Annotated in this window: 15 protein-coding genes; 9 read left to right on the forward strand and 6 right to left on the reverse strand. The window is 30.5% G+C overall.

Annotated elements, in window-relative coordinates; genetic code table 11:
- Positions 1-6 precede the first annotated feature (6 nt).
- The 3 genes from IPK18_06165 to IPK18_06175 are packed head-to-tail and all read left to right on the forward strand — an operon-like array spanning position 7 to position 4,039.
- A complete protein-coding gene (locus IPK18_06165) occupies positions 7-1,782 on the forward strand; it encodes an SLC13 family permease (protein ID QQR99090.1) in 1,776 nt (591 codons plus the stop codon).
- A 9-nt stretch (positions 1,783-1,791) separates the two neighbouring features.
- On the forward strand, positions 1,792-3,348 hold the full coding sequence (locus tag IPK18_06170; protein QQR99091.1) for a Rieske 2Fe-2S domain-containing protein: 1,557 nt from the start codon (positions 1,792-1,794) through the stop codon (positions 3,346-3,348).
- Between the two features lie 16 nt (positions 3,349-3,364).
- The gene (locus IPK18_06175; GenBank protein QQR99092.1) at positions 3,365-4,039 is read left to right on the forward strand and encodes a hypothetical protein; all 675 of its coding nucleotides are present in this window, start codon (positions 3,365-3,367) and stop codon (positions 4,037-4,039) included.
- 11 nt (positions 4,040-4,050) lie between these two features.
- On the opposite strand, the gene IPK18_06180 is transcribed toward IPK18_06175, so the two are convergent.
- Entirely contained in the window at positions 4,051-4,506 is a 456-nt protein-coding gene (locus IPK18_06180; GenBank protein QQR99093.1) for a low molecular weight phosphotyrosine protein phosphatase, read from the reverse strand.
- A 3-nt stretch (positions 4,507-4,509) separates the two neighbouring features.
- Positions 4,510-5,076: an aminoacyl-tRNA hydrolase gene (locus IPK18_06185; GenBank protein ID QQR99094.1), complete on the reverse strand. Its 567-nt coding sequence runs from the start codon at positions 5,074-5,076 to the stop codon at positions 4,510-4,512.
- 197 nt (positions 5,077-5,273) lie between these two features.
- Here IPK18_06185 and IPK18_06190 point away from each other — a divergent pair, with 197 nt between their 5' ends.
- Positions 5,274-6,542, forward strand: a complete 1,269-nt coding sequence (locus IPK18_06190; protein ID QQR99095.1) for a carboxypeptidase-like regulatory domain-containing protein — start codon at positions 5,274-5,276, stop codon at positions 6,540-6,542.
- On the forward strand, positions 6,543-8,585 hold the full coding sequence (locus IPK18_06195) for a hypothetical protein (protein ID QQR99096.1): 2,043 nt from the start codon (positions 6,543-6,545) through the stop codon (positions 8,583-8,585).
- 95 nt (positions 8,586-8,680) lie between these two features.
- Here IPK18_06195 and IPK18_06200 read toward each other — a convergent pair whose 3' ends face one another.
- From IPK18_06200 to IPK18_06215, 4 genes are all read right to left on the reverse strand, one after another.
- Positions 8,681-9,007, reverse strand: coding sequence for a hypothetical protein (locus tag IPK18_06200; GenBank protein ID QQR99097.1), 327 nt, complete (start codon positions 9,005-9,007; stop codon positions 8,681-8,683).
- Between the two features lie 81 nt (positions 9,008-9,088).
- Positions 9,089-9,610, reverse strand: coding sequence for a hypothetical protein (locus tag IPK18_06205; protein ID QQR99098.1), 522 nt, complete (start codon positions 9,608-9,610; stop codon positions 9,089-9,091).
- An 18-nt stretch (positions 9,611-9,628) separates the two neighbouring features.
- Entirely contained in the window at positions 9,629-10,156 is a 528-nt protein-coding gene (locus tag IPK18_06210; protein ID QQR99099.1) for a hypothetical protein, read from the reverse strand.
- Positions 10,157-10,186: 30 nt separating this feature from the next.
- Entirely contained in the window at positions 10,187-10,711 is a 525-nt protein-coding gene (locus tag IPK18_06215) for a sigma-70 family RNA polymerase sigma factor (GenBank protein QQR99100.1), read from the reverse strand.
- Between the two features lie 81 nt (positions 10,712-10,792).
- Between IPK18_06215 and IPK18_06220 the strand changes: the two genes are divergently transcribed.
- The 4 genes from IPK18_06220 (at position 10,793) to IPK18_06235 (ending at position 13,668) form a co-directional block, all read left to right on the forward strand.
- A complete protein-coding gene (locus tag IPK18_06220) occupies positions 10,793-11,353 on the forward strand; it encodes a thioredoxin family protein (protein ID QQR99101.1) in 561 nt (186 codons plus the stop codon).
- Positions 11,354-12,073 carry a DNA repair protein RecO gene (gene recO / locus IPK18_06225; protein ID QQR99102.1) on the forward strand — a complete coding sequence of 240 codons (720 nt, stop codon included), beginning with the start codon at positions 11,354-11,356 and terminating at the stop codon, positions 12,071-12,073.
- 71 nt (positions 12,074-12,144) lie between these two features.
- Entirely contained in the window at positions 12,145-13,407 is a 1,263-nt protein-coding gene (locus IPK18_06230) for a methionine adenosyltransferase (protein QQR99103.1), read from the forward strand.
- Between the two features lie 69 nt (positions 13,408-13,476).
- Entirely contained in the window at positions 13,477-13,668 is a 192-nt protein-coding gene (locus tag IPK18_06235; GenBank protein QQR99104.1) for a 30S ribosomal protein S21, read from the forward strand.
- Positions 13,669-13,681 lie beyond the last annotated feature (13 nt).

The raw sequence follows: 13,681 nt of genomic DNA on the forward strand, positions 1-13,681 counted from the left end.
CTAAGTATGAGCCTTGAAATAATCATAACACTAATAATTATTATCATAGGCTTGGTATTATTCATCAAAGAATTTTTTTCAGTAGATACCACAGCTATCATCATCATGTCGCTGTTGATAGTTACTGGAATACTAACACCACAAGAAGGTTTTGCAGGTTTTAATAACAATGCCACTATCACAGTTGCTTGTATGTTTGTATTAAGTCATGCTGTTTTTAAAACAGGAATTTTAGATGGATTTAGTGATTTGATACTTAGAATAAGTAAAAAAAACAGCTACTTGTCTGTAGTTGTTTTAGTGTCGTTTGCAACATTATTATCAGCATTTATAAATGTAACAGCAATTGTTACTATGTTTATTCCTGTTGTATTAAATATATCAGAAAAAACAGACATCAGCCCAGGAAAATATTTAATGCCACTTTCGTTTGGTGCATTATTAGGTGGCGTGTGTACACTCACAGGCACATCTACAAATATATTGGTAAGTAGTATTGCTCAGTCTCATGGATTGGAGCCTTTTGGAATGTTTGAATTTTCAAAAGCAGGAATTTGGATTACGATAATTGGTTTGGCATACTTATTTTCTGTAGGCTATTTGCTATTACCCAATAGAAAAAATAAAAACAAAAAACTAAGTGATGAAATAACCAAATACATTACACAAATAAGAGTAAAAGCAACATCTACAAGTATTGGAAAAACAGCCGAAAACACAAATCTAATCATAAAGTATAATGCTAAAATTTTGCAAATAAACAGAAACAACGAACAAACCATACCATATCCTACATATTTACTAAACGACCAAGACATATTAACAATAAGCATTTCGCCAAAAGACTTAATAGAACTTAGACAAAACTCAAATTATCATATCAGTAGTGAGTTTAATTTTAATCTAGAAAAAATTAATAATAAAAATCAAAAATTAGTAGAAGTATTAATTCCAATAGGTTCACAATTTTCTGGCTTTAGTGCTGAAGAATTAGAGTTTAATAGAAAATATGATTCCGTATTAATTGCAATACGTAGTCATAAGCACACCAATATCAACGACACAAACAATGTAAAATTATTTAGTGGAGATATTCTTTTATTGTTGGCAGACGAAGATAGCTTAGAAGACTTGATAAAAAATAATGATTTGGTTTTAATATCAGAAGACAATAAAAAGCAAAACAAAAATAACTTTAAAGCAGGAATTGTATTATTGACAATATTTGCAGTAATTGGAAGTGCAGCAGTAGGCATTACAAGCATAGTTATTTCAGCAATGTTGGGCTGTTTATTATTAATAATACTAAAAATAGTAGAACCACAAGAAGCATACAAAGCCGTAGAATGGAAAGTAATATTTATGTTGGCTGGTGTTTTGTCAATGGGTGCAGCGATAGAAAAAACAGGTGGAGCACAACTTATAGGTCAGTTTGTGCAACAAAACTACGGACAACTAAACCCAAAAATTATACTCACAGTATTAATATTCATAAGCATTTTATTAACCAATTTTATGTCGAACAATGCAACAGCAGCATTGATGGCACCAATTTGCATAGGCATTGCACAAGAATTAGGCTTTTCAGAAAAACCATTTTTGATTGGGATAATGTTTGCCGCATCACTTAGTTTTATGACACCAATGGGCTACCAAACCAATGCAATAATTTATACACCAGGAAATTATAAATTCTCAGATTATGTAAAAGTAGGTACACCATTAAATATAATGGTTGGCTTTATAGCATCTATTACCATACCATATTTTTTTCCATTTTAATCTATAATTTTGAAAATACATTATCTCGGACACGCAGGCTTTTTGGTAGAAACAGAAAATGATTTACTTATTATAGATCCTTGGCTAAGCGCAAATGGAGCTTTTGATATGGCATGGTTTCAATATCCTTGCAATCATCACTTAATGCCAATTATTCAACAAAAAATAAAAACCACTACAAAAAACATTTACATATATATTAGTCACGAACACAAAGACCATTTTGATATAGATTTTTTGAGTAGCATAGCACATACAAAAATTACTTACTTAATACCAAACTATAGAAAAAAAACTTTAAAACAACATATACAAAGATTTTCAGAAAACGATATTTTATTAATTAATGATAATGGTGAACACCAAACAAAAGATTATAGAATAAAAATATATGTTGATGATGCAGAACTCAACAGAGATTCCGCTATTCTGATAGAAGACAAACACACAGGTAAAAAATTTTTAAACCTCAACGATTGTAAAATCTACGATAGGCTACATCAAATAAAACAAGAAGAAAAAGAAATAGAAATATTCACTTGTCAGTTTAGTGGCGCCACTTGGCATCCAACTTGCTACGAATACGATGCGGCAACATATGAAAATATAGCGACACAAAAAATGCAAACAAAATTTTTGGCAGTTACAAAAGCCATAGAAACAGTACAGCCAAATTTATTTTTTCCATCAGCTGGTCCAGCTTGTTTTTTAGACGCAAATTTATTTCATCTCAATCAAGAACCAATAAATATTTTTCCCAAAGCACAAGTATTTTTACATTACTTAGAAAAACAAAAAATAGCCAACGATACAGAAATTATTTATCTAATGCCAGATGACGAGATTGAATTAGAAGAAAAAACAATTATAAATCACAATGCACAACAAATAAAAGATGAAAACGAATATATATTAAAATATCAAGAAAAATATATTGAAAAAATTCAAAATAGAATACAAAACAGACCAATTGTCACGCCATCAAAATTATTAATAGAATTAAAGGAAGAATTAGAAAAAAAACTAAAAAATTTTGAAGCAAAATCGCAAATAACAATACCATTGTATTTTATCTTTTCTGATGCACCACAAACATTTTTAAAAATAGAATTTCAAAAAAACGATATAAAAATAGTATCAAGCATACAAGAAGAAAACTATTATACAATAAAAACATACAGCTATGATATACAGCAAATATTAGACAAATATCTTACTTGGGAAGATTTTGCACTAACCTTTAGAATGAAACTAAACAGAACACCAGATGTATATCAAACATTAATTCAAGGATTTTTAATATTAGAAAAAGAAGATTTAATGTATTTTAGTAAAAAAATGTTGGAAAAAAATAACGACAGAGTTATTATTGAAGTTGGCGGAAGTAAATATTTGATAGATAAATACTGTCCACATCAAATGGCAGACTTAGAGCATAGTTGGCAAACAGACGGAAGATACATAGTTTGTCCACGCCATGGTTGGAGATTTGATTTGCAAAACGGTGGAAAATGTATGCACAATAATGACACAATCAATGCCATTTGCTTAGACGAAGAATTATAATATATAAAAAACAAATATGATAAATTCAGCAGAAGAACTAGAAATACGCAAAAGAGCAGAAATAAGAAGAAAGTTTACAGCCTTACCAAAATTTATAAAGCAATCAATCTATGCATTAATACGCATATATAGAATTACTTTGTGGAAACTTAAAGGTAGTCCAGTGCCACCACCACATGTTATTAAGCAAAACACAATCAAAGAATATAATAAAAACAACAAATACAAATATTTTATAGAAACAGGCACTTTTCTCGGAGATATGTTAGAAGCATTACAATACAATTACAACACATTGTATTCGTGTGAATTGGTACCATTTATATATGATTTAGCAGTTAAAAGATTTGAAAAAGCTAAAAACATCAAATTATTTTTAGGTGACAGCACCTACGCATTACCACAAATGATAAAAGAAGTAAACGCACCAGCTATTTTTTGGCTCGATGGTCATTATTCTGGTGGCGATACAGGCTGGAGTGATGTAAATGCTGGTTGTCCAATTTACGATGAAATAGATGCCATATTTGCATCACCATACGAACACACAGTAATTATAGATGACGCAAGATGCTTTAATGGAGACGATATAGGCTATCCTGTTTTAGAAGATTTTATCAAAACTGTAAAAGAAAAATACCCAATAAAATCAATAGAAGTAAAACACGATTTAATTAGAATTGAAAAATAATTTGCAAAAACTTATTTTTTATACTTTTCAATAATTTTATCACAAGCTTCATCTAGCATTTTAAAAACAAGCTCAAAGCCATTGTCGTTCCAATAAGGATCAGGTACACTTTCAGGATTTTTGGTATCTATTTCACTCATTATTAATTTGATTTTTTGAGCTTCTTTATTATCTAAAGCCCAAGCCAACAAATCACTTTCATTACTTTTATCCATGGCATAAATCAAGTTATAATATTCATAATCATTGCTATTTACGGTTCTGGCTTTTTGTTGGCTAATATCTATACCATATTTTTTAGCAACTTCAATAGAACGTTTGTCTGGTTGACTACCAATATGCCATTTCCCTGTGCCAGCACTATCAATTTCCCAGTCTAAGTTTTGTTGTTCACATTTATGTTTTAATATTCCTTCGGCCAAAGGCGAACGACAAATATTTCCCAAACAAACCATTAATATTTTCATAAATTATTTATTATTATATTGATTCATAGTGTTTTGCAAACCAGCAGTGCAAAAAGAAATTACAATATCTGAAGCAGCTTCTATCCTACTATCCAAATCAATCAATTCATTTTTATTCCATTTGCTCAAAACAAACTCAGCCTGTCTACCTTTTGGAAAATCATTGCCTATCCCAAATTTCAATCGAGCATATTCTTGAGTAAGCAATTCATTTGCTATAGATTTCAAACCATTGTGTCCAGCATCACTGCCTTTTGCACGCAACCTGAGAGCACCAAAAGGCAATGCCAAATCATCCAATATTACTATTATATTTTCAATATTTATATTTAAAAAATTCATCCAATATTTAATTGCCTTTCCACTCAAATTCATATAAGTAGTTGGCTTTATAATATGTATTTGTTTGCCTTTATGATTTGTGGAGGCATACATGGCTAATTTATCAATCTTAAAATCTGCATCAAGGCGTTTTGCAATATTATCAGCAACATCAAAACCAATATTGTGTCTTGTATGTGCATACTCAGTTCCAATATTACCAAGTCCAACAACTAAAATCTTTTGCATATGCAAAAATAATCATTAATAAAATATAAGCACAGAAAGTCAACAAAATAGTCTAAATCATTATTTATCGTTACCTAAATATTACGAAAATTAAAAAAAACGCCATAAATATGTACTAAAGGTTAAAAATACATTAACAAAAACTAACATAATATAAAAACAAGTTGTATCTTGCACAGAGATAAATAAATACAAATATGAATAGATTAAGTAAAAGTTTATTAAGCTTGTTCTTTATGCTAGTTGGATTTGTTTCTTTTTCACAAACCACAGTAAAAGGAAATGTATCTGATGAGGCAAAAGAACCAGTAATTGGTGCAAACATTAGCATCAAAGGAACAGCCGAAGGCACCATCACAGACATAGATGGAAACTTCGAATTAACAACAGAACAGGCAACACCATTCACTATTGTAATTTCGATGGTAGGTTTAGCCAATGTAGAAAAAGAAATTACAGGCAACACGACAGATTTAGCTGTAGAAATGAAAGAAGAAACCAACTTATTAAACACAGTTGTTGTTTCTGCTTCAAGAGTAGAAGAGAAAATCTTGGAATCACCAGTTACCATTGAAAAAATGGATCAAAAAATGGTAAAACAATCATCATCTAATGATTATTATGACGATTTGTCTAAACTAAAAGGTGTACAAGTAATTCAAGGTTCTATGACACTAACATCAGTGAACACAAGAGGTTTCGGTGGTATTTCAAACACACGTTTCGTTCAGTTAATGGACGGAATGGACAATGCAGCACCATTATTAAACTTCCCAACAGGTAATATTGTTGGTATTGGCGAATTAGACATTCAAAATGTAGAATTAGTACCAGGAGCAGCATCAGCACTTTACGGACCAAATGCATTCAATGGTATCTTATTAATGAATTCAAAAAATCCATTTGATGCACCAGGATTTTCTGCACAAGTAAAAGGCGGTTTTGCTCAAGCAAACAATAGTTATGGTATTAACCCACTTGGAAGTGTAGCAATGAGGGTTGGCCATGTATGGAAACGCAAAGGACAAGAATATGTGGCGATTAAATTTAATGCCAATGCATTTCAAAGTACAGACTGGGTAGCTGATGATTATACAACAACAAGAAACAATGCAGGAACATTAGGTTCACAAGGTTTTGATGGTATGAATCTTTATGGAGATGAAACAAATATTTTTGATGTTAGTCCAACTGCTTTAAGTTCTGCTACAACAGGAGCAACAAATGGAACAAACTCAATTAAAAATGGCGTTGGTCAAATTATAGCTGGAGTTACTGCTGCTGTAAGAGCCAATGTAACAAGTCAAGTTACACCAGTTGTAAGAGCCAATGTAACACAACAAGTTACAGCTGCTGTAAGAGCACAATTTCTTGCAAATAATCCAGGCGCTACAAATGCAGATGCAGATGCATTTATTGCATCACCAACGGGTCAAGCAACAATAGCTGCTGGAGTAGATGCATAAATGCAAAGCCAAACTGTTCAAGATATTATTACTTCACAAGTAAATGCACAGATGCAAAGCCAAAATGTTCAAAATATAATATCTACTCAAGTACAGGCATTAGTAAGTTCAAACATACCAGTGCCAATTAGTGATCCTAATTATGTAGCAGGAATGGATGTTCAGGCTTTTTATGATTCAATTAAACCATTATTGGATGAATTTAATTCAACAGGATTAAGAAGAAATGGACTTGCAGAAGGAGATATTAGAAAAATGATAAACGATAAAAATAAAGCTAATTCATTCAAAGGAGATATAGGTATATATTATCGTCCATTCAAAGATAAATCTTATGAATTCTCTTACAATTATAGAATAGGGTTTGGTAATTCAGTGTATCAAGGTTCTGATAGATATGCATTAAGAAATTTCACACAACAATTTCACAAAGCAGAAATAAAAGGAAAAGATTTCTTTGTGCGTTCATATATGTCACAAACAAATGCAGGAGATTCGTATAACTACACAGCAACAGGCGCCTATGCAAATGAAGCAGCAATAAGTACTCCAAATTGGGCAAGTAAATATTTAGGTACATTAGCAGGTAATATCGTTGGTTTATCTACAATGGAAGGTGGAGCTTCTATGTTATTAGCAAATGATGGAGCATTATTTAATGCATTATTAAATGCAGCTAGAGATTCTGCGAATGCAAAATGGGATAATATGTCAGATGAGGAAAAAGCAGCATTAGTACAACAAGTAAGAGATGGCTATTTCCAAAAAGGAGGTTCTGGATTTATAGATAATTCTCGTTTATTCCATACAGAAGCAATGGTAGACTTATCTCGTTGGACACACAAAATAATAGATGTTCAAGTTGGTGGAAACCACAGAATGTATAGTTTATTTACAAATGGTACAGTATTTAATGAAGATCCAGATGGCGATAATAACTATGAAAGAATAAATATCCAAGAATATGGCGCTTACTTACAGTTAAAACGCAAGTTATTCAAAGATATGTTAACACTACAAGGTTCAATCCGTTATGATAAAAACCAAAACTTTAAAGGAATTTGGTCTCCAAGAGTAGCAGCGGTATTAACATTTGGCAAAGATAGAAATCATAATATTAGAGCATCTTACCAAACAGGTTTCCGTAACCCAGATACACAAGCACAGTATATCTATTTCTCAACTTCATCAATTCTTTTAGGTGGAACAGAAGCTAATGCTTCAAGATATGGTATATACAATGGTGGTGCATGGACTCAAGCATCATATACTGCATTTTTACAATCTAGCCTTAATCCAGCAGCAAGAGATTCGAGTTTATTAGTAACAGCTAATTTAAACTATGTAAAACCAGAAAAGTTACAAGCAATGGAATTAGGTTACAAAGCTATTTTTAATAAAAAATTATTAGTAGACTTAAATGGATATTTTAATATATATGATGATTTTATTGAGCAAGTATTTGTAAATAGCAAAGACACAACATATCATAAAGGAATAGCAGTACCAGCAGGACAACTTTGGTATCCTTATACAAACTTCAACAATAGAATTTATTCTTATGGTGCAGGTGTAGGTGTATCTTATGTATTACCTAAAAATATGATGGTTAAAACGAGCTATAACTACATGGACTATAAAGTAAAAGGAGATAATAATGACGAAATCAGAAATCAATTAAGCTTCCAATCTTCTCAACATCAAGTATATGTTGGCTTAAGTGGTGATAAAGTATGGAAAGGTTTAGGTTTTGCAATAGATTACAGATGGCAATCAAAAATCAATTGGGTATCTTCTTTTGCTAATGGTGTAGTAAAACAAAGAGGCGTTTTAGATGCTAACGTTTCATACATCATTGACAAAATCTCAACTCAAATAAAAGTTGGTGCTACAAACATAGCAGGACCAGGTTATAAAACAAATGTTGGTGGACCACTAATCGGAAGAACATTCTATGTTGGTTTAACATTTGATCAAGGCAAAGCATGGAGAAAAAATTCTCAAGCAATTGATGCAGCAGCACAAACAGCTGTAGCTTATTAATAGCTATTTTTTCTTTATAAATATTAAAAAGGCTGTCAGAAATGACAGCCTTTTCAATTTAGTATTGGATTTTGATAACATGATGCATTAAACAACTACCAAGCTTCTTCGTCATCTACAATATGTTGTTGCGATTTGAATTGTTGTCTACTAATTGCTTTCTGTTTTTGTCTTTCTAAAATTAAATCAGTAATAATTTCTGCTGCATAAACATCAGTATTATTACTTAAAAGTGTTTTAATTCTTTCTTCAGAAACATCTATTCTATATAACAAGAACATTAAGTATTGAAAGTCAGAATTAATTAGTTCATTAATATATTTGATGATATATTGTCTAAAAGAAATAAAAGAATCGAGTTCTGGATTTTTTAATGCTAATAATTGCAATGTAGATTGTTCTATTTCTTTTTCTAATTCCACAACAATAAAAGTAATAAAATTATTTTATGAATAAAAAAAGGCTCGGCATTTGCCGAACCTAAATATTAAAATGAATAAGATTTATTTTGGTGCTGGTGGTGCTGGTGGCTCTGGCATTGGTTTTTTCCCAGGCATATTTGGTTTCATTCCAGCTTGATTTACTAACATCTTTTTGAATTTATCTTCAGATACCAATAGCTTAGCAACTTGTTTGGTGTTTAGTACTTTTTTGTATTCTGCAACATATTTTTTAGTCAAATCTAAATCTTTAGTTTTAAAAGAAAGATAGTTGTTTATCATTTCATTAGCTTCGTCATCAGTTAGTTCATCAAGTTTCATGTCGCCTTTTTTGACACCATCAAAAGAACTTTTTCGCAATGCTTTTTTCTCATCTTCTTGTTGGTTGTAAATTGGCCAAAACGTTTTTGCTTGTTGTTCAGTAAGTTCCAATTCTTTGGTAATAAAAGCAACTTTCATCGCCTCCATTTTTTCTTTGTTGGCTTCCATATCTGCTTTTGTTGGCTTCGGTTTTGGGTCTGTTTGTGCCATTATTGTTGTAATAGAAAGTATTAAAACAATAATTAATAAATTGATTTTTTTCATATTAAAAATATTTAAAGATTAAAAAAGATTTTCTGAGTCATGGTAGATTAAATCATCTATACTTGTTGGATTTTCAGCCAAATAGTTTTCTATAACATCATTATCTAAAACAATATTATCTTCTGTTAATGTTGCTGTATCTATGTTCTGTTCTTTAAAAACAGTGTAAATGTCTTTTGATTCAAAATCAGTCAAATTTTCTGTCATATAGTTTTGTATTTCTGTTTGTGTAACTTTTGTTTCTGTATTTACAGCAATCGCTGGTTCTATTGTGTTTTTATTGTCCATCATTTTTAATCCAAAAAATAAACACAAACCAACAATACATGCAGCAATAGCAATTGGTTTAAAATAACTTGATATGCTTTTTACAATAGTTTGTTTTTCTTCTTTTACAGTTGAGCGATTTATTTTTTGTAATAAGTTTTCCTCAAAGTTTTCAAAATAGTTTTCTAGTACTTCGTTATTTCCTTCTTTGTTTTTTACATCAAACAATAGCTTGGAAATACTTTGCAGTTCGTTTAATATTTCTTTTTTATTGCTCATATATATTAGACTATAGTTTTTAAAAAAAGTTTAAATAGATAAAATAATTGTTTCAATTTTTTTTGCCGCATGATGATAAGATGCTTTAAGTGCACCAATAGATGTTTCTAAAATCTCACTCATTTGTTCGTAAGGCATTTCATCATAATATCTAAGAATAAATACTTGTTTTTGTTTATCAGGAAGCTGAGCCAAAGCAAAAGCCAGCTTTTCTTCTATTAAATGCGCATCATCAATACTACTATTTGCAGATTTTGTAATATTGGTGTTTTCAATATTTTCAGCTAGGTGTTTTTTATTTTTATTAATAAAAGTGATAGATTCATTTCCAGCAATTTTATACAACCAAGTATATAAAGAACATTCTCCTTTGAATTGATTAATTGCATTCCAAACTTTTATAAAAGTATTTTGCAAAATATCATTAGCATCTTCATGTTGTTGCACATATTTTCTAATGTGGAAATACAACGGTTTTTGGTATTGTTGCACTAATTTTTTAAATGCATTTTCTTTTAATGAGTCATTCTGTAATTCTAATACCAATTCTTCCATGAAGTTCAATTCAGCAAGTTAGACTAAAAAATAAATAAAAAGTTTAATCGTATATTTTTTAATTTTGTGAAAAAATCTTAAATGGCAGCAACACCAACCATACAAATACCATTAGGCTACACAGCACCTGATTTTAATTTGTTAGATACAACAAGCAACACATTCAAATCTCTTGATGAATTAAAAGGAGAAAAGGCAACAGTTATTATGTTTATATGCAATCACTGTCCGTATGTAAAACACGTAAATAAGCAACTTGTACAATTGGCAAACGATTATATACCTAATGGCATTTCTTTTATAGCAATTTCTAGTAATGATGTAGAAAACTATCCAGATGACGCACCAGACAAAATGAGCATTGTAGCCAAAGAAGAAAACTATCCTTTTCCATATTTATATGATGAAACACAAGATATAGCAAAAGCATATCAGGCAGCATGCACACCAGACTTTTCCATTTTTGATAAAGATTTGAAATGCATCTACAGAGGACAATTAGATGACTCAAGACCAAAAAATGATAGTATAGCAGATGGAAAAGATATTAGAAATGTATTGGAATGTTTGCTAAACAACCAAGAAATTCCAAGCACACAAATACCAAGCCTAGGTTGCAATATAAAATGGAAACCTGCATAAATGTTAGAAAAAACAGAAGGTATTGTACTCAAAACAATTAAGTATGGCGAAAGTAGCTTAATTGTAAAATTATTTACAGAGAAATTTGGATTAATTCCAATATTATTCAAAGGAATTAGAACCAATAAAAACAAAGAAGCAAATATATTTCAACCAGGATTTATTATTGATGTAAGTATTTATTTCAAAGAAAATAAGAACATATTATTATCTAAAGAAAGAAATATAAACTATGTATACAAAAGCATTACCAATAATATGTCCAAACTAAGCATAGTATATTTTATAGTAGAAATTATATTACATTGTACCAAAGAACAACAAATAAATACAGAAGAATATCAATATCTCAAAGAATTTTTATTACAAATAGATAACGAAACAGAAAATCTTGAAAACTATCCATTAATATTTATGTACCAATTATCAGCAATTCTAGGCTTTAAGCCAATGTGCTTTGATGATGATGAAAACAGATATTTTAATTTAGAGAAAGGCGTTTTTGAAGAAATACCACCGCAACAGCAGAACATAGATGCACAAAAATCCAAATACCTATATCACATGCTAAATACTTTAGACAATCAACAAAAAATCAAATATACAACAACAGAAAGGCAAATATTATTAGATATTTGGATAAATTATTATCAATATCAAATTACAGAATTTAAAAAATTAAACACACCTACAATTTTGCATCAAATTTTACATAAATAAAAGCTTGAATAATATAATAGACTTTTGTACATTTGTCCAAAATTTTATAATAAAATAATCTAATTTAAAACATGGCATATTTATTTACTTCAGAATCTGTGTCAGAAGGACACCCAGACAAAGTAGCAGACCAAATATCAGACGCACTTATAGATAATTTTTTAGCTTATGATCCAACATCAAAAGTTGCCTGCGAAACGTTAGTAACAACAGGACAAGTAGTACTTGCTGGTGAAGTAAAATCTAAAGCAAATTTAGATGTACAACATATAACAAGAGAAGTAATTGCTCAAATAGGATATACAAAATCTGAGTATATGTTTGAAGCAAATTCTTGTGGTATCCTTTCAGCTATTCACGAGCAATCACCAGATATCAACCAAGGTGTAGAAAGAAAAAAACCAGAAGAACAAGGTGCTGGTGACCAAGGTATGATGTTTGGCTATGCAACAAAAGAAACAGATACCTACATGCCATTGCCATTAGAGCTATCTCATCTTTTGTTAAGAGAATTAGCAGCAATTAGAAAAGAAGGAAAATTAATGAAATATTTGCGATTAGATGCAAAATCGCAAGTAACTATTGAATACAATGACAATAATCAACCAATAAGAATTGATGCAATTGTAATATCTACACAACATGATGATTTTGGAAAAGAAGCAACCATGTTGAAACAAATTAAAGAAGATGTAATTAAAATTTTGATACCAAGAGTAATGAAAAAATTACCTAAAAGAGTGCAAGCCTTGTTCAATGATAAAATAAAATATCATATCAATCCAACAGGAAAATTTGTAATAGGCGGACCACACGGAGATACTGGATTAACAGGAAGAAAAATAATAGTAGATACATATGGTGGAAAAGGCGCACACGGTGGAGGAGCATTTTCAGGTAAAGATCCAAGTAAAGTAGATAGAAGTGCAGCTTATGCTACAAGACATATAGCTAAACATTTAGTTGCTGCAGGCATTTGCGATGAGGCATTAGTACAAGTAGCTTATGCAATTGGTGTAGCACAACCAGTAGGTTTGTATGTAAACACTTATGGAACAGCAAAAGTAAACAAAACAGATGGCGAAATTGCTCAAATTATCTCAAAACTACCTGAGTTTGACATGCGTCCGTATTTTATAGAAAAAAGATTCAATTTAAGAACACCAATCTACAGCGAAACAGCAGCATACGGACACATGGGACGTGAAAGTAAAGTTGTAGAAAAAACATTTAATAAAGGCAAAGACAACCAATTAAAAGTGAAAGTGAAATTATTTCCATGGGAAGAATTAAATGCACTACCACAAGTGAAAAAAGCTTTTGGTGTTAAATAAAAATTACCAAGCTACAAAAATCAAATAATAATAGTATATTTGCCGTTCAAAAATAAAAAGAACTAACTTATGTTAATAATTGACGCAAGAGAGCAAGATTCGATAGACAGAGCACTAAAAGTGTACAAAAAAAAGTATGAAAAAGCTGGCATCATTAAACAATTGAGAGCAAGACAAGCTTTTACATTACCTTCTGTAAAAAAACGTTTCACGAAATTGCACGCAGTTTATATTGAGCAATTAAGAAAAAGCGAAGATTAATTTGCTTTTTTCA

This window comes from Sphingobacteriales bacterium, assembly GCA_016699615.1.
Lineage (GTDB): Bacteria > Bacteroidota > Bacteroidia > Chitinophagales > JADIYW01 > JADJSS01.